At 32.3% G+C, this 22,850-nt stretch carries 22 protein-coding genes; 20 read left to right on the top strand and 2 right to left on the bottom strand.

Features of this window, described 5'->3' with window-relative positions:
• The first annotated feature begins 4 nt into the window (after positions 1 to 4).
• From MPTP_RS06685 to MPTP_RS06610, 18 genes are all read left to right on the top strand, one after another.
• Complete coding sequence (locus MPTP_RS06685; RefSeq protein ID WP_013774346.1) at positions 5 to 352, top strand: tail assembly chaperone; 348 nt, start codon at positions 5 to 7, stop codon at positions 350 to 352.
• A 17-nt stretch (positions 353 to 369) separates the two neighbouring features.
• Positions 370 to 693, top strand: a complete 324-nt coding sequence (locus MPTP_RS06680; RefSeq protein WP_041363491.1) for a hypothetical protein — start codon at positions 370 to 372, stop codon at positions 691 to 693.
• A 15-nt stretch (positions 694 to 708) separates the two neighbouring features.
• On the top strand, positions 709 to 2,592 hold the full coding sequence (locus MPTP_RS06675) for a phage tail protein (RefSeq protein ID WP_013774344.1): 1,884 nt from the start codon (positions 709 to 711) through the stop codon (positions 2,590 to 2,592).
• A 14-nt stretch (positions 2,593 to 2,606) separates the two neighbouring features.
• Positions 2,607 to 3,365: a distal tail protein Dit gene (locus MPTP_RS06670; protein ID WP_013774343.1), complete on the top strand. Its 759-nt coding sequence runs from the start codon at positions 2,607 to 2,609 to the stop codon at positions 3,363 to 3,365.
• An 8-nt stretch (positions 3,366 to 3,373) separates the two neighbouring features.
• Positions 3,374 to 5,560 (top strand): phage tail spike protein, encoded by a 2,187-nt coding sequence (locus MPTP_RS06665; RefSeq protein ID WP_013774342.1) that lies wholly within the window; start codon positions 3,374 to 3,376, stop codon positions 5,558 to 5,560.
• A gap of 58 nt (positions 5,561 to 5,618) precedes the next feature.
• Positions 5,619 to 6,041, top strand: coding sequence for a CHAP domain-containing protein (locus MPTP_RS10445; protein ID WP_013774341.1), 423 nt, complete (start codon positions 5,619 to 5,621; stop codon positions 6,039 to 6,041).
• A gap of 18 nt (positions 6,042 to 6,059) precedes the next feature.
• Positions 6,060 to 7,034 (top strand): phage baseplate upper protein, encoded by a 975-nt coding sequence (locus MPTP_RS06660; protein ID WP_013774340.1) that lies wholly within the window; start codon positions 6,060 to 6,062, stop codon positions 7,032 to 7,034.
• Positions 7,027 to 7,644 carry a hypothetical protein gene (locus tag MPTP_RS06655; RefSeq protein ID WP_013774339.1) on the top strand — a complete coding sequence of 206 codons (618 nt, stop codon included), beginning with the start codon at positions 7,027 to 7,029 and terminating at the stop codon, positions 7,642 to 7,644. Before MPTP_RS06660 ends, MPTP_RS06655 begins: the two co-directional genes overlap by 8 nt.
• Before the next feature lie 2 nt (positions 7,645 to 7,646).
• The gene (locus tag MPTP_RS06650) at positions 7,647 to 7,889 is read left to right on the top strand and encodes a hypothetical protein (RefSeq protein ID WP_013774338.1); all 243 of its coding nucleotides are present in this window, start codon (positions 7,647 to 7,649) and stop codon (positions 7,887 to 7,889) included.
• Entirely contained in the window at positions 7,889 to 8,104 is a 216-nt protein-coding gene (locus MPTP_RS06645; protein WP_013774337.1) for a hypothetical protein, read from the top strand. Before MPTP_RS06650 ends, MPTP_RS06645 begins: the two co-directional genes overlap by 1 nt.
• Before the next feature lie 16 nt (positions 8,105 to 8,120).
• Positions 8,121 to 8,435 (top strand): hypothetical protein, encoded by a 315-nt coding sequence (locus tag MPTP_RS09165; RefSeq protein ID WP_013774336.1) that lies wholly within the window; start codon positions 8,121 to 8,123, stop codon positions 8,433 to 8,435.
• A 342-nt stretch (positions 8,436 to 8,777) separates the two neighbouring features.
• Positions 8,778 to 8,984: a BhlA/UviB family holin-like peptide gene (locus tag MPTP_RS06640; protein ID WP_013774335.1), complete on the top strand. Its 207-nt coding sequence runs from the start codon at positions 8,778 to 8,780 to the stop codon at positions 8,982 to 8,984.
• A gap of 14 nt (positions 8,985 to 8,998) precedes the next feature.
• Complete coding sequence (locus MPTP_RS06635; RefSeq protein WP_013774334.1) at positions 8,999 to 9,193, top strand: phage holin; 195 nt, start codon at positions 8,999 to 9,001, stop codon at positions 9,191 to 9,193.
• A 47-nt stretch (positions 9,194 to 9,240) separates the two neighbouring features.
• Entirely contained in the window at positions 9,241 to 10,023 is a 783-nt protein-coding gene (locus MPTP_RS06630; protein WP_013774333.1) for a peptidoglycan amidohydrolase family protein, read from the top strand.
• Between the two features lie 713 nt (positions 10,024 to 10,736).
• Positions 10,737 to 11,603 (top strand): YitT family protein, encoded by an 867-nt coding sequence (locus MPTP_RS06625; RefSeq protein ID WP_013774332.1) that lies wholly within the window; start codon positions 10,737 to 10,739, stop codon positions 11,601 to 11,603.
• A 733-nt stretch (positions 11,604 to 12,336) separates the two neighbouring features.
• On the top strand, positions 12,337 to 13,980 hold the full coding sequence (locus MPTP_RS06620) for a mannitol dehydrogenase family protein (protein WP_013774331.1): 1,644 nt from the start codon (positions 12,337 to 12,339) through the stop codon (positions 13,978 to 13,980).
• Entirely contained in the window at positions 13,964 to 15,037 is a 1,074-nt protein-coding gene (gene uxuA, locus MPTP_RS06615; protein WP_013774330.1) for a mannonate dehydratase, read from the top strand. Before MPTP_RS06620 ends, uxuA begins: the two co-directional genes overlap by 17 nt.
• Positions 15,038 to 15,854: 817 nt before the next feature.
• A complete protein-coding gene (locus tag MPTP_RS06610; RefSeq protein WP_013774329.1) occupies positions 15,855 to 17,369 on the top strand; it encodes an MFS transporter in 1,515 nt (504 codons plus the stop codon).
• A 229-nt stretch (positions 17,370 to 17,598) separates the two neighbouring features.
• On the opposite strand, the gene MPTP_RS06605 is transcribed toward MPTP_RS06610, so the two are convergent.
• On the bottom strand, positions 17,599 to 17,841 hold the full coding sequence (locus MPTP_RS06605; RefSeq protein WP_013774328.1) for a DUF7662 domain-containing protein: 243 nt from the start codon (positions 17,839 to 17,841) through the stop codon (positions 17,599 to 17,601).
• A 73-nt stretch (positions 17,842 to 17,914) separates the two neighbouring features.
• Entirely contained in the window at positions 17,915 to 19,132 is a 1,218-nt protein-coding gene (locus tag MPTP_RS06600) for a GNAT family N-acetyltransferase (RefSeq protein ID WP_013774327.1), read from the bottom strand.
• A 175-nt stretch (positions 19,133 to 19,307) separates the two neighbouring features.
• On the opposite strand from MPTP_RS06600, the gene lepA reads away from it, so the two are divergent.
• On the top strand, positions 19,308 to 21,143 hold the full coding sequence (lepA, locus tag MPTP_RS06595; protein WP_013774326.1) for a translation elongation factor 4: 1,836 nt from the start codon (positions 19,308 to 19,310) through the stop codon (positions 21,141 to 21,143).
• A 559-nt stretch (positions 21,144 to 21,702) separates the two neighbouring features.
• Positions 21,703 to 22,827 (top strand): LCP family protein, encoded by a 1,125-nt coding sequence (locus MPTP_RS06590; protein WP_013774325.1) that lies wholly within the window; start codon positions 21,703 to 21,705, stop codon positions 22,825 to 22,827.
• Positions 22,828 to 22,850: the final 23 nt, after the last annotated feature.

Raw genomic sequence — 22,850 nt, 5'->3', positions numbered from 1 at the left:
AGCGATGAAATTAAAAATAAATGGAAAAGAATACAGCTTTAAATTCGGTGTAAAATTTATCCGTGAAATTGATAAAAACATTCCTTTAAAACGTGAAGAAATAAAATTTGGATTGGGTTTATCAGCAAAAGTACTGCCTGAATTAAAAGCGGGAAATGTTAACACATTAGCTAATGTACTCTATTATGCCAATCAAACAGAAAATGAACAGATATCTTTAGATGAACTTGATGAATATATTGATACAGTAAAAGATATTGAGAAATTATTTGATCAGGTTGAGAAATCCTTACGTGAGTCAAATGCGGGGAAGTTAGCCGTCAAGAATCTGGAACAAAATCTGAACAAATAGATAGTAATTCAGAGGAGATGTATGAACAAATCTTACTCAATGCTTTAAGATATCTTGGCATAAATGAATTTAAAGAAATCAAGCGTATGTCATTGAGAGAATATGAACTTAGGATGACAGCTTGTCAATTACGTATGTTGGATGATAGACAAAAAATATATGAACAAGCTTGGGCCAATCAACAAGTTCAAGCCACCAAGAAATCTGGGAAAAAATCTATTCCTGTTTATGATACGTTTGAGAAATTCTTTAATTATAAGAAATTCGAACAAGAAATACTCGGGCATCGAGAAAAAGAAGATAGATTGTTGACAGGTTTATTTAAAAAAGCAAACTCCTAAAGAAAGGAGGAACCTATGGAAAATTATTCAGTAGAAGCAATTCTTACGGCGGTAGATACCAATTTTACTGCAACAATAAAAAATGCCCAGGAAATTGTAACTAGTTTAACAGAGACAATTAATCAAACGACATTTTCAATTTCTGAAATGACAGGAAGTATCGGAGTATTCAATTTATTAGGACAGAGCGCTGCTTTGGTAAAAGAGTCACTTGAAGGCATGATTGCATGTTTTAGTGAATTTAGTCAATCTGCAACCATTTTTCAGGAATTGGGTACTAATATTCTAGAGATGGGAAATACAATTCAAACACTTACCAATGGAATCACCCTATTACCTGCATTGTTAAATACAGCATCTGAGAGTGTCAATCAGTTAGTTTTAGCCTTCCAAGCAATGAATCAAGCTTCAGTAAGCGTAACTGTCTTAAGTAATACAATGCTGACATTTCAGACAATTTGTAGTGCAGTGATTCAATCAATAGATCAATATACGAATAGTTTAAGTGCAACAGCTACAATGATTACTGCTTGGAATGAATTGCAATTACTGATGGGCGTTATGTTAGACCAATTGGCTGAAAAATTTACAGCAACCTTTACTATTATTCAAGGTGGATTATCGCAAGTATTGCAAAGTGGCATTGCAATCATTAACTTGTTCATTGGTAAAATCACAGAATTTACGATGTCCTTAGTACTAATGAATACGACATTTACAACTATTGTTAGTGGGATGGGTAATAATCTTAAAACAGTTTCTAATGCAATGACACCTATTCAAACCATGATGAAGGGAATTACAGATTTCTTAGGTAAGATAACAAATCTGATCAAGGGATTTACCGATCTAGGAAAAGCAATTGAAGCTTTATTTACTTTTATTGGTGTAGCAGAACCAGTTGTACTGCTTGTTACAGTTATTGTTGCGTTGGTTGCAGCAGTTATCTATCTTTGGAATATCAATGAAGGATTTCGCGATGCAATTATTACTGCTTGGACGACAATTATTAATTTTTTACAGCCAGCTATTACTGCAATTTCAGACTTTATTCAACAAATATTTGGTAATTTACTAGCTTGGTGGCAGGAAAATCAACAAACCATTCTTTCAGTTATTCAAACGGTTTGGACGATTATTTCAACAGTTATTCAAACAATATTGAGTAATGTTTTAGCCATTGTTAGTGGTATTTTTAATCAAATAAAAAATGTTATTAATTTGGTAATGGGTGTTATCAAGGGAATCATCACAACCGTTTTATCTCTTATTAGCGGTGATTGGTCTGGTGTTCTTGCAGGAATTCAAATGATAATTGGCGCTTTTGGCACGTATATTACATCAACCTTTGATAATTTTATGAGTACAGCTAAAGAAATAGTCAGCAATATTATTGATGGAATTAAGGCTGTTTTTGAATCCATAAAAGATATTGACCTATTAAAAACTGGTAAAGCCATTATGGATGGGTTTTTAGATGGCTTGAAATCGGCCTGGGAGGCAGTGAAAAAATTTGTTGGTGGCATAGGAAAGTGGATCAAAGATCATAAAGGACCAATTCGGTATGACGCAAAATTATTAATTCCAGCTGGGCAATCCATTATGAGCAGTTTAAATGATGGATTAATCAATGGATTTAAAGATGTAGAAAAAACCATCACAGGAATGACAGACACCATTCAAGACAACCTAGCAGTCATGTCATCAATAGAGTTCGGAAGCAATTTAGAAAGCTTGGATAGTAAAATGAGCACGCAAGTTGAACATAAATTTGCCCAAGAAAATAATAATAAGCCGGCAGTTTTTAACATTCAACTTGGAAATCAACAGTTTAAGGCATTTGTCCATGATATCTCTGATGTTATGGGTGGAGAAATGGCGATTAACATGCAATTTTAGTAAGGAGGGAGAAAATGTATTCTTTTAAAGATCCAAATATTGAAAAGAAATTTTATGAGCCATCCTTACCAAAATCTGCCATGAATTACGATGGTGTATGGCTGGAAGAAGTAATTGAAGGATACCGAACACTAACCGTATCAGGTAGAGAAATGCTTGCGATTGAAATTCAATCAGATAATACACAAGTTGGTTCAATTATTTCTTCTCAGCAATTATCTGCTAGAACGTTAAAAATTAGCTATCAGATAACAAATAAGGATGCTGAAAATTTATTAATCAATTACCGTTGGTTAATGGAACACTTATATAGAGAAAAAGACGTACCAATCTATTTTAATGATGAGTGCGATATTCTTTATTATGGCCGTTATTCAGGAAGTGATGAGGTTCCAGGTGATCGATATATGTTTACTTCAAGTTTTGATATTTATTGTTCTGATCCTAGAAAATATAGTCAAAAAGTATTCAGTGTACCTAGCCAGATTTTAAGTCATCTTGCTTATAAAACCTATCCATCAAAAATAAAAGTCTCCATTGAGACAAATAACGACTTAGAAATTAGTAATGGGGAACAAAAGATAAAAATCACGAATAGAAAGTTGAATCCAAATGATCTGGTTGTAATTGATTTTAATGAAGGAAAAGTATTTGTTAATAACATAGATCGAACAAACTGGCTAGATTTAGCAAGTGATTTTGAAAATTTTGAATTAAAACAGAATCAAAAGATTACTTGTACAAATGGAAAACTACACTTAGAGTATCGTTAGGTGAGTTTGTGAGCGAAAGTATCTATTTTTTTGATGATGCCCAACAACTGATCAAAATGGTTAAAGAAGAGAAAATTATTGAAGCTATTCAGGAAAAGGAAATTACAACAAACCAAGAAGAATTGTTGAATAGCACTCTCTCTGCCACTATTCAATTTGACGAAGAGTTAGCAGAAGCTGCCTTTATGGCAGTCAGAGAGCAAGAAGAATTTTTTACGATGTATAGAATAGTAACAATTAGTGATCCAGATAATCATTTAATCTTTACTGGAGTGGATTTTGCTCCTGATGAATTAGATGGATATATCGTAAAAGATGTTCGACCAAAAAACGAAGCAATAGAAACAGTAGCGAAACGGTTAGTTGAAGGTAGCGAGTGGCGAATTTGGTTTGTTGATGACAATATAAAGACCATTACAGATACCTTTTATTATCTATCGATCAAAGAAGCGCTCAAACAACTTCAGACAGTTGGCTGTGAAATGCTATTTAAATGTACACTTAATGCAGATGGCATCAAAGATAAATGGATTGAAATTTATCAAAAAATTGGTGAAGACAGTCAAATGCGTTACACCTATGGAGAAAAAGCACTAACTGTTGAAAGAGAGATTGATCGAAGCCAAATTTATACTTCGGTCATTGGACATGGAAAAGGCGAAGATGTTGGTGATGGTTATGGTCGTAAACTGGAATTTACTAATGTGGAATGGAAAAAAAGTAAAGGAGATCCTCTAGATAAACCTAAAGGACAAAATTGGCTTGAATTTCCTGAAATGACAAAGTTATATGGGATTCCCAGAAAAAATGGTGAAATGTATCGACGAGAAAAAGTCGTCACTTTTGATGATGAAGAAGATGCAACAAAATTATTAGAGAAAGCCTACCAAGAGTTACTTGAGTGTTCTAGACCATTGGCTCAATTCAAGGCGACTGTGTCACAAGGTGAGAATGTTGGAAATAGGGTAACAATTCATCGTTATGATCGAGGATATCATTACCAAACTAGAATATTTAAAACTAGCTTAAATCGGTTAACAGGAGCAATAGAGGCGACTATTGGTGATAATCTGACAACGAATTTATCAAGAAAGACATCAAAAAATGCGAATGATATTAAAGAGTTAGATAATGAAAAACAAAATTTTTATGAAGCAACAGAAATATCGAAATGGCAATCAGACGTTGTTCGTGGAGCTAAGGGTGGCTCTATTATGTTGATGAATCCAGAAGATTTAGGTAAAAGCAGCTCACGTCAACCCACCCATATGGTTTGGATGAATGGCCAATCTATAGACAAAAGTAATAAGTTTTTAGTAGCAAATAGTAATGGCATTGGGTTTATTGATGGCAAATTTGATTTAAATCGCTTTAATAGTGCTTGGAAAATTGATGGTGAATTTAATGCTAATTTTATAAAGGCAGGAACCTTGCAAGCTATAGATATACGTGGTGTCAATATCTATGGGTCAATGTTAGAGTCAGATAGTAATGGATTTAAGGTCATTATAAAGGATGGTCAAGTTCGTTTTATCCGTTCAAGTGACAATCGGGAAATGCTCGCTTTTTCTCCTACAATTGCAAGTGATACAGGCAAATTAATCGGTGTCCATTTAATTAAGGGTCGAGGATTCTCATTCGCTTTGGCGGCTAAGGGACAAACAAAAGACAGCTATAGATCTGTTGTTGAGATACCTGCCGATAGCACAATGGAAAATTTAAAACTTAACCTAAATGGTAAAATATCCATCAATGGTTCATTATATATCAATGGTCAACAAGTTGTACCAGGTCAAGGAGGTGGTAGTACACCCGGTGGTGGCACTGGAACAGGGGGGTATCCACCTGAGGTAACCAGCCAGACCGGTAAATGGGCATTGGAAGTGTGGAACTATCTCATCAATAATGGCTATAGTAAACCTGCAGCAGCAGGTATTTTGGGAAATATTCAAGAAGAAACCGGGCATACGATGAATCCAGATACAGATCAAATTGGCGGACCCGCTTATGGACTTGTTCAATGGGATGGTTCTGCCTATCCATTAGTAGGCCCTGCAACATGGAATGGTCGTGAATATGTTCAGCGTCTTTTATCTGCCGCAAAGATTTCAGAAGATTACCGAACGACACTTGCCCAGTCTAAACTGATTAATTGGAGTATGTATAATGGCCAATGGATTGGAAAAGTGACTTAAAAATCTTAAACTTGGTACTAATACTGGAACAGCAGGGCTGAAGCATCTAGAAAGTTTGATGGGACACACTGTAGGAAATGGTCAATGCTATGCAGCATCTGCAGAATATTCAGGTTACTTAGGTGGATGTGGATTGGGTGCTGGAACAAAATATGGCTTCAGTCATGTCGTTGGTGATACAAGTTCTGCTGCTGATATTGGTTCTTCTTATGATTGGAAGGCGGTTGGTTGGAAAGTCATTTTTAACCCTTCCTACAATCAATTGGTCACTGGTGCTATTGTCAACATTAAGCGTGGTGGACAATGGGGAACTGGTTGGACCGTTGATGCTGTCTATGGACATACTGGCATAATTTATGGTTTGTCAGGAGGCAAAATTCAAACCTATGAGCAAAATGCAGAACAAGGCCAAATCATTGCTAAGTATAATCGTATATATTTTAATAGTTCGATTGCTTCAATTGTTATCCCACCAAAATAAAAAGAAAGGAGTGAGCAAATGATAAATTACCCAATGACGTTATCAACAACCGAACCCAATAACTTTGTTGGTTTAATTAAAATCCGACAAGGCGATACGGAAAGTCAAGTTTTTGATGCGACGATTGTTCAAAATGGTGTACCCGTTGATTTTACGGGATTAACGCCATTCTTTTGTGTCAAGAGTAGTCCAGCAACTGGATTAGGATTTTCTGAGCAGAAAGTGACACAAATTCTTGATGCCAAACAAGGTCGCTTAACCTATACCCTAACAGACTATGATATGCAAGCGGTCCAGTTGAATCACGCTTATTTTAGTTTCCGAAAATTAGGGTCAGATCAAACTTGGCGACAACAATTCAGCACAAAAGGCTTTGCTTATTCGATTGTTCCATCAATTTATACAGACGGAATTAAAGATAGTAATTATATTTGGACCTTTGAAGAAATCTTGCGTTATTTCCAAGAGTGGGTCAAAGAATCCATGAAAACATATGATGATTGGTATTTAAAAGCACAAGCAGAATTACAACGTATTATCAAACTTTTTAGTGATTGGATTAATGAAAGTAAGAAAGAGTATGAAACGTGGCGAGAAAGTGAAAAGGAAGCTTTTGACCAATGGATGATTACAAATAAGCAGGATTATGAAGCATGGTTTAAATCAGTGAAGGAAATTCTTGAAAGTATCGATCCAAATGGAAAATTACTATCAGAAATCATTGATGCCAGACAATCTGTAGATGGACAAAAACATGCGAATTTAAAAGAACGTCTCGATACAATGGAGAATAACTCTTTTAAAATGACAGACAGAGAAGTGGATACATTAATGGTTTTACAAGATGATCATTTTAGTAAAAATCATGAAATAACAAACGTTGGCACGGCTCCCGATTCAAATGTAGATTATGCATCTTTAGTCATTGCTGAAATTGATAATAAAAAACAGGATACCTTTTATTTAGAAAAAGTAGGTGAGATAAATGACTGAAATTAAAAAAATGATGGAAACAGACGAGAAAGGCATCCAACGACAAATTTACCCAATTATCCATGTATCTGCTGTTACAGGATTAGATAAAATTATTAGTGGCGAATCTAGGGTGTTTTCCGTGAATGGTAAAACAGGTGCTGTTCTTATTACAAAAGAAGACCTTGGATTAGCAAATGCCCTAACTGAACTTCCTTATGCAAATGAAGAGCAAGATGGCATTATTACTGCTAAATTATTTGAGAATATAAAAAAGCTAGAAGAACAGGGAACTTTATTGCCTGCAACGTCTGAGAGACTTGGCACTATTAAGGTAGGAGATTTGTTAACCATTACTGAACAGGGCACCTTATCGGCTAAAAAGCAGACGGATGTTAATTTTACAGAGCTGTTAAAAATTAAATTAGATAATCTAAAAAATTATACTGCTGGTGCAAATATCACAATTACCGATGAAGGCATCATTTCAGCAACTAGAGGCAACAGTTCTTCAGATGGCGTAAATCAAACATATGTTGATCAAGGAGATAAAAATACATTTGAAGCTGCAAAAAAATACACAGATTCCAAAATTCCAAGTTTTACATTTGAAAAAATAGGAGAGGTTTAACAATGACAGATATTGTAAAAATTAAACAAGATGGTGTACAGATCTATCCACAATCTCACTGGAAAGCCATTATTGGCGCCCCAGAGTCAGTAAAAGGTGAAAAAGGTGAGAAGGGCGATCCAGGAATAAATGCTACTATAACAGAAGTAGCAACGACAATAGCCAATGGATTAATGGCAAAAGAAGATAAAGTAAAATTAGATGAACTACCTAATATTACATTAGAGAAAGTAGGAACAATTTAATGACAGATATCGTACAATTAAAGGAAGATGGAAAATCAAAATATTTAAAAACCCATGTTAATGCGATAGATGGTGTTAATGGAGAGTTGGTAAGCACACAAGGTGATACAAAAATTATAGGTAAAAAAGATTTTGAACATCTAACTATTAATGGTCGATCACCACAAACTTGTAGCTATCAGAAAGTGTTAAAGATGGCCGACATACATAGATAGTGATAATGTCAAATCAATGATTACAGAGTCAACTTTCCAGTTTAATCGGGTAGGGGATATAACGACTGTAAGTGGTCGTATTATCACAAACAAAGGATTTGGTAGTAACTCCTATGTTTTATACCAGGTACCATATGGATATCGTACCATACGAGCAAATGGAAATACATCAACCCCATTAATGGTATCATCTTGGGGAACAGCACCAGTCAATGCATTTTCACACTATAGCTGGGAGAATGAACGTTTAGTAGTATGGGTAAGCGAGGCACGGACTTATTATTTTACTGGAGTATGGTCAAGTGCAGGCACAAATTTTCCGGATGAATAAGGAGAATATAAAATGGATAAAAAACAATATGGACACCTAACATAATTAGTAGAATTAACAAAATTAAATAACAAAATGCTGAACTTATTTTAGAATGAAAAAATATGCAAAAACAATTAATCGACATATAAACATAGTAAATTAACGTGTAAAAAACAATTAAAGCAATTAATCATTATAGTTAATTGTTGAATTCATACTAATACTAAGAATAGCACAACTAAAAAGAGACAATGACAACAAAACTTATATACAATTAGTGACTATTATACAAAACAATTAAAAATAAACCATTTAGTTAATTAACTAAGTGGTTTTCATTTTGGAAGGTTGGTGAAATAAATGCAAAAGCTAATAGAAAATATGCTGACAAACCCAGAAAAAATAACATTCGCTATCCTTTTTGTAGGATTGTTAGTTTGGGTAATGAAACAAAATAATGACCTAGAAAAAAGATATCAACTAACTATTGATAGACTCACATGTGCATTAAGTGAAGTAGAGGCCATCAAAAACATGGTTGGCAAAATCAACGAAAAATTAAAGTAAGGAAAATTTAAAAAATGAATAACAAAACGTTCAATTATTTAAAATGGATCGCTATTGTGGTGATTCCTGCACTAGGCACCTTTGTTGGTGTTGTTGGTCAGGCTCTTAATTGGGCACAAGCAAGTTTAGCAGTAACAATCATTGCAGCATTTGGCACATTTTTAGGAACCATCCTTGGTGTGTCACATGTTAATTATAAAAATAATTAAAAGTCGTCTTAACGGATGGCTTTTTTATATTCAGGAGGATAACAAAAATGGTAGATATCAATAAAATGATTCAATGGATGGAAGACAGAAAAGGAAAAGTCACCTATAGTATGGAAAATCGTTATGGACCTAATTCCTATGATTGTTCTAGTGCCGTATATTATTCTTTAATTGCTGGCGGATTTTTACCTCAACAGAATATTATTGGAAATACTGAAAGCTTATTTAATGACTTAGAGAAAAATGGTTGGCAGCAATTAAAAGCAAGCAATGGCTATTTTGACACTCACAGAGGTGATATTTTTATCTGGGGTGATAGAGGATCAACAGCCGGCTCAGCTGGTCATACGGGTATTTTTGTTGATAATGATAACATCATTCATTGTAATTATGGCTATAACGGGATTACAGTGAACAATCATGATACAATATGGGGACATAATGGAAAACCAACAATTAATATTTATCGCTATGATAATGGAAATCAACCTAATCCGCCTAAAAGACGTTATGGTTATCGAGTAGATGACTTAAAAGTAGTTAACGGTGTCTGGCAAGTACGTAACAATTATTTGGTCCCCGTTGATTTTGATTGGACTGAAAATGGCATTATGCCTGAAGATCTAGATAAAATTAATCCAGTAGATGGTTCGATGCATCCAAATCAGGTATTTAAAGTAGGCGACTATTTTGCATTTAATCCTGCATGTGTATTAAGTGTAGATACGCCAGTGATGGTTAGCGGATGGCAATTTATGAAAGTAAATTTACGTCATACAGGCATTATTTGGTTGAGTGTTTATAGTAAAGACCATTTGATCTATGGCTAGAAATTTTAAACAAATAATTGGGACACTTACAATCTACAAGGGTATATCCTTCATCCTGGTAGGAAATTAATTTGATTAATGACTAGAATAGAAGCTGATTATGTAGATGGTTTCTATTCTAGATTTTTAATATACTTTACTAAATATTTATAGACTAAAGCTAAAATTTTATCCTAATCCTTAAATCAACTATCCATACCAACAACTATTACTTCTCTTTGATTTCCTCATAAAACTTTTTTGATAACGCATATAGTATAAAGTAATAGAAAAATTAATTATGCTTGATAAGTAATCTCAATCCCATATAAAATCAAAAAGTTTAGTTATTTTTAATTCTACTTTTTTATTATTTTATTAACTTATTTAAATTACTTAATAATTAGATGTAAGAACTCATCTAATCATTTATTTCCTCTCTAGCTGTTTCTTTTTTTCGCTTGGTTGGTGGACGAAACTCTATTCCTATGTTTTAATAGACTAGTTGAAAACTTTCAGATAATGAAATGAATATTCTTACAATTGAGAATTAGTGATAAGAATATTAGAAAGCATCTGAACTTCTTTCATCTAAATGTTCGATTCGCTTGAAAATATCTATGAGTTTTTTGATCTAAAAATCAAGGTTCAATTATAGGTGGATCGGTTCCTGTAAATATTTAATTGGTTTTTAGTAATTTGATAATTAGGTGATTATTTAAAGGGGGATAAAGATGAAAAAAGTAATTATGAATAAAAAAGTCAAGGAACTTTTGTTTGTGACGTTAGGTTCACTGGTTTTAGCTGTTTCAATTAATTCTATTCTATTACCCAATGCATTGGTAGCAGGTGGTGCAAATGGCATAAGTATTGTTTTAAATCATTTGTTTGGTTGGAATATCGCTCTTGTTTTGTATGCAATTAATATTCCTTTGTTATTGCTTTGCTTTTTGCTATTGGGAAAAGGGGTAGGAATTAAAACTATTTATGGCAGCTTGGTCTATCCATTCTTTGTTGGATTAACTGGAAATATACCGGTATTAACACATAATATTTTATTGGCTGCTATTTATGGTGGTATCTTAACTGGTTTAGGGTTAGGGTTGGAATTTAAAGGAAATGCTTCAACGGGTGGTACGGCGATCATTTCACAAATTGCACATAAATATACAAAATTACCAATGGGCATTTGTGTTTCTATTGTTGATGGTATGGTTATTTTAGGTGCTTTATTTGCTTTTAATGTAAATATTGTTTTATTTTCATTAATCTGTCTATTTATTATTGGCAGAGTTATCGACTTCGTTCAAGCTGGTCTTGGAAGATATAAAAATTTATTGGTTGTCAGCTCAAAATCCTTGGAAATTAGAGCAACACTTATTAGGGAATTAGATAAGGGTGTAACAATTATTCCGATAGAAGGTGGCTATCAACAAGAAGGCAAAGTAATGCTAATGACCGTAATTAAGGAAAAGGATTATTCAGCCATTCAAGAGAAAATTTTAGAGATTGATGATCAAGCATTTATTGTCTCCATGACTGCAAATGAAGTAAAAGGTAGAGGATTTAGCATTCAACGTATATTAGGCATGGATCAATAATTTAATTAGTAAACAATAAAAGTATAAAAGATCCTGTGCGATTTGATAAACCAATCGATACATAGTTTAAGATAAGCAAATTTTAAATGTAAATAGGAAGGTAGCTAACTCATTCCTATTTTTTATTTATATCGTTTATTTTTTGGCTTAACAATAGATAGTAATTACTATCTATTGCTTATATGAATATATGAATCATTAAAAATAAAGCCCAAATAAAAGTAAAATTATAATTACTTTATTTGGGCTTTATTTTAATGACTTCTTTATATTGCAGGTATGATGTATTCTGGTAGCTATTATATTCTTTTATTAATTTTTAAACGATTAAGATAAGAAAACAACTTTTGTAATTGTTTCTTCTCTAATATTTTTTGTTAAAAACATGTTATTTAGTTTGACATAACAAGATTAACATTTATAATTTCTAGCTTTTAAAGCATATGCTCCACTAAATTAAATTTATTCTATTTATCAGTTAAAATCATAGTTATAGTTATAAAAGATTAATTAAAAATAGGAAAATTTAACTAAAATATTTGTTTTTTTATGAAAAATTATCATAACTGAATGGGATTATAATCAATACTTACAATAACTTGTATATTAATAATTAAAAATAATAACAATTTTTCATCTAGGTAAACGCTTTAATAACCTATTGACAAATATATGAAAAATAAATATAATAAATAAGGAATAACTATGATATATCAGTTTAAGGAGATTAATTATGTATTTAAAAAATTGGCAAACAAATATTGCCGAATTGAAACAAACAAAGATAGAACTTCCACAATTTAATGTTCCACAATTTAAATTAAATGGGAAACAGTCGCCTGTATGGCTTCACTTTGGTGGGGGTAATCTTTATCGAGGTTTTCATGCTGAAGTGGCTCAGAAATTAGCGAATCAGGGAGAATTAGAAGCAGGAATTGTCGTTTGTGAAACATTCGATCAAGAGATCATTGAAGAGGTCTATCAACCCTTTGATAATAATTTTTTAGAAATTATCATGCATGAGAATGGGCAATTACATACACGCTTGCTTGCCTCTACTGCAGATAGTTTGTATTGCCATCCCACCAATCAAAACCATTATGAACAGGTAATTCACTATTTTGAAAATCCAGAACTTCAATTTTTAACTTTTACAATTACAGAAAAGGGCTATCGCTTAAGAGATCTAAGCGGAAAATATTTACCTGTTATTGAAGAAGACATTAAAAATGGACCTGAAAAGGCACAACATACGATGAGTATTATTACTGCTCTATTATATAAACGTTTTATGGTAGGTGAGTTGCCTATTGCTATTGTTTCAACAGATAATTTTTCACAGAATGGTCGCTGTTTTAAAGAAAGCATTTTATCTTTAGCTGGTGAATGGGTGAAGAAAGATTTTGTACCGAAGACTTTTGTTGCTTATTTACAGGATACAAATAAAGTTACCTTCCCATGGAGTATGATTGACCGAATTACACCAAATCCATCTAAAAAGATCTATACAGAATTGAAGGATACAACATTTACCGATATAGAAATGATTCAAACAAAACAGCAAACAAACATGGCTTCATTTACAAATACGGAAGCTAGTCATTATCTGGTAATTGAAGATAATTTTCTAAATGGACGACCTGATTTAGAAAAAGCAGGTGTGATTTTAACAGATCGTGATACGGTGGATAAAACAGATGCAATGAAGGTAACGACATGTTTAAATCCCTTGCATACTGCATTGGCAATCACTGGCTGTTTATTAGGATATACCTCGATTGCAGATGAAATGAAAGATAAAGACTTAGTCAACTTAATCCATGGAATTGGTTATCAAGAAGGACTACCGGTTGTTGAAGATCCGGGAATTATCGATCCTAAAAAATTTATTGATGAAGTTGTTAAAAAACGTCTGCCTAATCCAAATATTCCAGATACTCCTCAACGAATTGCGACCGATACGTCACAAAAAATGGCCATTCGTTTTGGTGAAACAATTAAAAAATATGCTTTATCTGAAGATAAAACGACACATTCATTATCATACATTCCGGTAACTATTGCTGCATGGTTGCGTTATCTTTTAGCAATCGATGATAAAGGAAATGCTTTTACACCAAGTAATGATCCTCTATTGAATGAATTACAGGAAAAATTAGCCATGATTCAATTAGGAAAACAAAATAAAGAGCAAATTCATAAATTACTGATGCCTATCTTAGCTAATTCAGCAATTTTTGGTTCTGATCTTTATCAAGTAGGATTAGGTGAAAAGGTTGAAGCATTTTTTATTAAAATGCTGGCTGGTCCTGGAGCGGTTCGGCAGACAATCCATGAACTAAAAATTGGGGGAAATAACAATGGAAATGACGTTTAGATGGTATGGCTCAAATGAAGAAAAAATAAAATTAGAATATATTCATCAAATACCAGCAGTGAAGGGTATTGTTGGTACATTGATGGATATTCCGGTAGGTGAAGTCTGGCCGAAAGAGCGTATTCAAGCATTAAAAGAGGAAATAGAAACTGCCGGCATGACATTAAAGGTGATTGAGAGTGTAAATATTCATGATGATATCAAGATTGGTTTACCCTCCCGTGATCAATATATTGAAAATTATAAGCAAACCATTCAGAATTTAGCTGAATTTGGTATTGAAGTTATTTGTTATAATTTTATGCCTATTTTTGATTGGGTAAAGTCAGATTTAGATTATAAATTACCAGATGGCTCTTCTACATTAGCATTTATTAATAAAGATATTCCGAACAATCCAAATGATATTATTAAAAAGGTAGAACAATCTAGTAGTGATTTTTCTTTACCTGGTTGGGAACCTGAGCGGCTAACACATGTCAAAGAATTGTTTGAAGCCTATAAAAATGTGGATGAGACAAAACTACGAGAGAATCTTGCCTACTTCTTAAAAGCGATTATTCCGACTTGTGAAAAAGTTGGAATAAAGATGGCTATTCATCCAGATGATCCCCCTTACTCAATTTTTGGATTGCCAAGAATTATTAAAAATAGAGAGGATTTGGATTGGTTATGTAATATTATTGATAGCCCATCTAATGGGATTACTTTGTGCACAGGTAGTATTTCAGAAGATCCAGCAAATAATGTTTATGAAATTCTAGCAGAATTTTGTCGTCGTGATTGTATCCCTTTTGCTCATGTACGTAATATTAAATTTATTCAAGGCAAAGACTTTTATGAAGCACCCCATAAATCTGAATATGGTTCTTTAGATATGTATAAAATTCTTAAAACGATGTATGATAATCATTTTGATGGCTTTATTCGTCCAGATCATGGTCGTATGATTTGGGGAGAAACTGGGCGTCCAGGTTATGGCTTATACGATAGTGCAATGGGAGCAGCCTATTTAAATGGACTTTGGGAAGCAATTGAAAAAGAAAATACAAACTGAAAATAAAGTAACTAAAGTGAATATTTTTTAATTAAATAAAAAAGTGGTTGAGAAATCAAAATAAACTTCCTCTTTGTTTTAATTGTTCATTCTTTATCAATGAATACAGATACTAGTTGAGCTAATATAGGAAATTGATCAAAATAGCTGCCTTCATTTTGATCAATTTATATTTATTAATTTACGCCTGTTTTGGTTCATTTATAAAGAAATGAAATCGTTTTATTTAAATAGCAAAAGGAAAAAAGACCTATTTATCTATAATTTTTAATTAAAGAAGTACAACAATTAATGTTTTAACATAGATTCATTTAAAAACAAAGAGTTTATAAAATAAAATGAGCAATGTATTAGCCTAACACAAAAATAAAAGAGCAATATCTTATAAAGTTCAATAATTATTTTTGTTATTTAATGAGAATATGATGAATAGAAATATTTCTTATATTTTTTAGTAATTTATATTATTTACATAATATTTTTATGATAAATATATAAAGGTTGAACAATTAAAATAGAATCAAAAATCAATAGTTAAATCAAAAAATAATCAATAATCAACAAATAAAAAGTAAATTTCATTTAAAACAATATAGTAAAACTAAATTTTTTAAATAATAGAGTTTATTATTTTAATTTTCAACTATAGTAAGTAATTAAAAAATTAATTGAGAATTATTATAAATGCCTGTATTGATAGATGTAATCGATAAAAAGATACCGCTTTCTATTTTATGTTATAGAAAAAATTAATTTTTTAATCTAATTTATTGCTCATTTATTTAATAATAAAAATGATTAAGATGGGAGAAAAGAGATGAATAAAAAGGGAAATTGGGTATATCTTCCTAAAAAGGTAACTGTAAGTCGAGGTATTTGTTATGGATTGACAGACTTAATGGGCGGAGGTTGGAACAATATTGTTTCCGGTGTCATCTTTGCCTTTGTCATGAGCCAGGGAATTAGTCCAGCCTTTGCTGGAGCAATTACTGGGATTGGACGAATTGTTGATGCTGTATTTTCTTTATTTTTTGGTGAGATTACAGATGGTTTTTATCGTACAAAACTGGGACGACGCTTTGGTCGTCGTCATTTCTTTATTTTATTAGGTGGTATTTTATTTGCAATTTTATTTCCATTATTTTGGTTAAAATCAGATGATTGGCATTATTATTTGCTTATTTACGTAGCAATTGAAGTAGTCATTGCTATGATTTTGATTCCTTGGGAAATGCTACCAACTGAAATGACAGATGATTATAATCTAAGAACTGTACTATCAGGTTCTAGAATGTTTATTTCAGCTACTGGAACAGCTATCGTTTTTCTAGTTTTAGCTTCATTGAAACATATGCAAAATCCAAATGCTTATTTAATTACCGGTATTATTTGGACTATTATCTTTGTTGTCGCTATTTTTGTTTCTTATAGAACAACATGGGAACGTCCATTAACGCCTGCTTTTATTACAGAATTGGAAGATCATCCAAGACTGTCTTTTTCTCAATTTTTAAAACAGACAACAAAAGATTATTTTTCAACATTTAAAAATAAAGTGTTTCGTCAACATCTAGCTATCTACCTATTATCATTTACAGGAAAAGACTTTTATTCAACCCTATTGCCAACATTTATTGTTTGTTGTATGCAGGGAATAAAAGATGATGTTCCTTGGACGCTTCAAGCACTATCGATATTTGGAATTTTTGCCACTATCATAGCTGCTAAATTAATGATTACTCATGGACCACGTTTCCTATTTTCTATCAGTTACATTACTATCATTTTGACAATGATTGGTTATCTTTTGACTTGGGCATTACCAATTAAAAATGTTTTTTGGTTGCTAATCATTCTTTCTATTTTCTACCAATGCGCGCGAGCAATTTTGGAATTTATTCCATGGAATATTTTCCCATTTATTCCAGATGTTGATCACGTAATGACACGTGGCGATCGAGCTGGAATTTATGCAGCGGTAATGACTTTCTTTAGAAAATCAACAGGTGCTTTAGCCTCATGGATTGCTGGTATTTTATTGGCAGAAATTGGATTTGATTCAAAGACAATGACAAATTTTCTAAATACGCCTCATGTTATTCAAGCAAAGATTGCTTTAATTTTCTTTACAGGTCCAGTTTTATTAATTTGTTTAGCTTTCATCTTATCTTTAACATTTAAGTTAAATCGTCAAACACATGAGATTTTAAAAGAAGAGATTAATCGTTTAGAGACAGGTGGCTTAAAATCTGATGTTACACCAGAAGCGAAAAAGGTAGTTGAAGAATTAACTGGTCATTCTTATCAGGATGCTTGGCCAGAACATCCCTAAATTGAATCTTTGATAATAAGGCGCTTTAATAACAATACTTATATTAACAAAACGAACCTATTTAATATGTATTAAATAGGTTCATTTTTTATTAATCAACGAAAATAGACAAGCTAACAATTAATGAATAATTACGAGAAAGTAATTTTTAAAAAATTTAAAAGGAACTAGCAATTGACAAATACAGGTGGAAAGAATAAGCGATTAATACTAATTGATTAGGAATAAATCACTCTTTATTTTTTATAAAAATAACTTTCTGATTGACTAAATAAACTTGCTTAACAGAATAGCCAAAGGCCTGCCAAGCAAGTGAAAAAGAATGATTTTGTTTTGTCCACCAAGCCGTATAGGTTTTAGCCAATTCTGGTAAAGTGTGGCCACGTTGCATTGTTTTTTCAATCGAAGTAAACGATAATGTCACTTTGTTAGTATTTTTCAATAAATTTGGAATTATTTGATAATCATCCATATCATTTAACCTTTTATTTGGAATAATTCTATTATACGAACATACATTCCAATTTCAAGTCTATTTAAAAAAATTAAAAATAATCACTAAAATAGGCTTCTTGATCGGGAATAATTCCTTCTAATTTGTATAGGGTATCCTTATCAGTTTTCAAACGTTCAATTCTAGATAGGTAAGAAGGTCTTCGATAATTCATTAATAAACAGGTGAGTGTTTGAATGTCTAAATAAATTGGTTTTCCAATCGGCTCTTTCGAAATTGTCAACTGCTCGTTTTCATCCCAAGTTAAACTGAAAGTGCCATTGTTCCATTCGGCAATAGGATCTTCAATGATAAAATGAAAGGATTCAGTTGAACGAAGAAAGGGATAGGAAATTAAAAATTTTTCTACATCAACAATACGTGCCATAAAATAAGGTTCAATCGTTTCTTTGATTTGGCTATCTTCCAAAAGAAAAGCTAATGGCTCATTTTTATAGGTATCCCCAATTACCCAATAAATCATTGAAAAATGGGCAACAATAAAGTTCCATAAACCATTTCTAGCTTCTTGATTTAAATAAAACATTTCTTTTACATGAAAAATCTCTTCTGCAACCCAGTAAAAAAGAACACCCAGTGGCTCACCGTCTGCATTATAGTAAACAGCTGCAACTCGTTCTTCTTCATTTTCAAAACGCCAATATTCTTCCCAATTAAATGCACTACGGATCAAAGCGCCATGATTTTCTCTAGCAAACTTAGCATAAACGGTTAAAACATCGTCATGATCAACAGGAACACGTTCAACAGAGCCAGGAACATCTGCTGTTTTGGTAAGTTGTGTATCCCTAATTTTAAAAGTCAATTTATCTGACATAATTTCCCAACCTTTACGCCTATAGTAAGGAATGCTATAAGGATAAAGATAAGAAATCCATTGTTTATTTTTACGCATAGTTTCTAAGGCAAGATGAATTAGGTCTTTCATTAAACCATGATTGGCATATTCTGGGTAAGTACCCACTCCAGTAATACCGCCCATCTGATACAGCGTTCCATGGATGTTTACTTCACAGGGATAAATAGCAATTTGAGAAATCAATTGGCCATCATGAAACCAACCAAATACTTTTGATTGATTTAAAATCGGTTGTTTTGATTTAATTAGTTCACGCTTGTTCTCAAAACCACTCTCTTCTAAATCTGCTTCAGTAAATTGAAATACATAGCTTAATAGTTCATTGAATTGATCCACCTCGTCTTCAGCGACCGGTTTCAATTCTAAGCTCTCACGTATATCTTTTGCCATTCTTTCATCTCCAATTTTTAATTTTACTCTTTTAGTATACCAAAAGGGTTGTTATTCTGTTATTCTTTTGCAATTTTAATAGAATTTTTTAATTTTATTCCCAAAGTAAAAAGGCTTTAAAACTTTAAAATTCCTTGCTATAATGAAAATGCCTAGAAAAGAAATGAGGAAACTAATGAACATTGATGAAATGAAACAACGACAAGAAAAAATTCGGAATTTTTCAATCATTGCACATATTGATCATGGAAAGTCAACATTAGCTGATCGAATTTTAGAACAAACAAATACTGTTACTAATCGTGAAATGCAAGATCAGCTACTGGATTCTATGGAACTTGAAAGAGAACGTGGCATTACTATTAAATTAAATGCAGTTGAACTTCACTATACAGCTGATGACAATGAAACATATATCTTTCATTTAATTGACACTCCAGGACATGTCGATTTTACTTATGAAGTATCAAGGAGTTTAGCTGCTTGTGAAGGTGCTGTTTTAGTAGTTGATGCAGCGCAAGGAATTGAAGCGCAGACACTTGCAAATGTTTATCTGGCATTAGATAATGACTTGGAGATTTTACCTGTCATTAATAAGATAGATTTGCCAGCAGCTGATCCTGAGCGTGTTAGAAAAGAAATAGAAGAAGTTATTGGTATTGATGCCAGTGAAGCAGTATTGGCAAGTGCCAAAACAGGAAAAGGAATTGACGAACTTCTAAGCCAAATCGTTGAATATATTCCTGCACCACAAGGAAATTTGGAAGCTCCTTTAAAAGCATTAATTTTTGATTCTGTTTATGATAGCTATCGAGGAGTTGTACTAAATGTTCGTATTGTAGAGGGTGTAGTTAAACCAGGAGATAAAATCCAGCTAATGAGTAATGGAAAAACGTTTGATGTAACAGAAGTGGGTGTCTTTTCTCCAAAAGCTATTTCACGAGATTATTTGATGGTAGGGGATGTGGGCTATATTACTGCAGCAATTAAGACTGTGCAAGATACCCGTGTTGGTGATACAGTCACATTGGCTGAAAATCCTGCCCAGGAAGCATTACCGGGCTATCGGAAATTAAATCCCATGGTCTATTGTGGTCTATACCCAATTGATACTTCACGTTATAACGATTTACGTGAAGCCCTAGAAAAATTACAGTTAAACGATGCAGCATTACAGTTTGAACAGGAAACATCACAAGCTTTAGGATTTGGATTTCGATGTGGCTTTTTAGGTCTACTGCATATGGATGTTATCCAGGAACGGTTAGGAAGAGAATTTAACCTTGAACTTATTACGACTGCACCATCGGTTATTTATCATATAAATAAAACAGATGGAACGACAGATAGTATTGATAATCCAACAGAATTTCCTGATCCTGTGATGATTGAATCTGTAGAAGAACCTTACGTAAAAGCACAAATTATGGTACCCAATGAATATGTAGGTGCTGTAATGGAACTTTCACAACGAAAACGTGGTGAGTTCATCACCATGGATTATTTAGATGATTATCGAGTGAATGTTGTTTATGAACTGCCTCTATCAGAAATTGTTTTTGACTTCTTTGATAAATTAAAATCAAGTACTAAGGGATATGCCTCACTTGATTATGAATTGAATGGTTATAAGATAAGTAAATTAGTGAAAATGGATATTTTATTGAATACAGAAAAGGTGGACGCCTTAAGCTTTATTGTTCATCGTGATTTTGCCTATGAACGAGGAAAGACCATAGTTGGAAAATTAAAGAAATTAATTCCTAGACAGCAGTTTGAAGTACCTATTCAGGCTGCCATTGGACAAAAAATTGTAGCACGTTCTGACATAAAAGCTTTGCGAAAAAATGTTTTAGCCAAGTGTTATGGTGGAGATGTATCACGTAAACGAAAATTATTAGAGAAACAAAAAGAAGGAAAGAAGCGCATGAAACAAATTGGTAGTGTAGAGGTACCACAAGAAGCCTTTATGGCGGTACTTAAGATGGATGAAGATGAACCTAAGAAATAAGATTTTAACTATGTTATAAGAATACTCGTTAAGAGAGGTATTCTTATAACATATTTTGTTTAAAAAATTAAAATATTTAAAGATAATCAAATTAGTTATGAAATTTTCATTCATATGTCATCTATTGGTTACCTAATTTTGAATGATTTAGGTGAATCATTTACCAGTTTACTTTGTATATTTTTAATAAAATTCACCATTAATAAATGGAGAAGAATTAACAAATATTTTCATTCTCTTTATAATAAAATTTTTTTAAATACAAAATCTAATTTTTTATAAATAAAGCAATAATTTTATCAATTTCTCTTGTTTTTATGGCACTTATACTGGTATTATGTTATCTGTATTGTTGTTAATTATTATTAAATTGTCACTAATAATTATATCAGATTCTTTATTCAGGAAAATATTATAGTATCATTTATTAATAAAGAATCTAAAAAATCAGAAAAATAAAAATCAATAAGTTATACATAATTTTATAATTATTGATTATAAAATTAGTTGATTATTAATCCTATATTGGAATGTGTTTAAAAGAAGGGAATTATTCTTAATGAAGAAGCGACAAAAAATTTTTCTTTTGTTTTTCTCAATTATTTTACTATTTATAGTTGTTGGTTCTACCTACTTTGCCTTGGCGAGTAATGATTTGAGAAAGACAGTTGATAATAGCTATGTGCCGATAAAAAAACATCATACAACAGTAAAGAATAAAGACAGTCAATCTTTTTTGATTATGGGACTTGATAATACAATTGAAAGAAAATTGGGAACGACACGCACAGATGCAATGATGGTTGTTACTGTTAATAATAAAACTAAAAAGGTCACTTTCTGTAGTTTACCAAGGGATAGCTTTGTGCAAATTGATGCGAAAAATTATCAAGGAATGCAACGAATTGAGGCTGCTTATACTTATGATGGACCAACAGCTTCTGTTAACACTGTTGAAAAATTATTAAATATTCCTATTGATCATTATTGTGTTTTTAATTTCTTGTCTTTTATAAAGTTTATTGATGCGATTGGTGGCATTGATGTAAATGTGAAACATTCATTTGATGGTGCAACAAAAGATGGTCCTGGCTCCATTCATTTTGATGAAGGAAAACAACACATCGATGGAACAAAAGCTCTTTCCTATGCTAGAGAACGACATAGCGATAATGATATTATGCGTGGATTTAGGCAACAAGAAATCATTCAAGCAGTTGCAAAGAAATTAAAATCTGGTCAGTCGATTACTAAGTTACTAAAAATTATTGATTCTATGGACAACAATATCCAAACAGATATTTCTTCTAATGAATTGGTTAGTTTGCTAGAAAATGGCTTTGGCTGGATGGGCTATCAAAGGCAGCAATTGACATTTGATTGGCGTACTTTTAGTAACGATGGACGTAGTATGGTTGAGTTATATTCAGATAGTGTTAAATATGTTAGCCATAGATTAAGAACTACTTTAAATTTAGAGAAAGCTGACGAACGAGATAAGCCTAATTATAAATTCCATACAAATGGTAATTATCTATATCAAAGTGATTATTCGGTTCAAGATGAAGCATCTGAAAATCAAGCAGATACAGCCATCAATGGCAAAACGTATGTTGGAAATCCCGGCAATACAGAAACCGGACCTTTACCTTCTGTCCATACAAAGAATGGTTTCATCAAATAGCTGAAATACAAATAAGAATTTTA

This window comes from Melissococcus plutonius ATCC 35311 (genome assembly GCF_000270185.1).
Taxonomy (GTDB): Bacteria; Bacillota; Bacilli; order Lactobacillales; family Enterococcaceae; genus Melissococcus; species Melissococcus plutonius.
Note: the sequence above shows the minus strand (reverse complement) of the source record. Positions and strands in the feature narration are given on the sequence as shown.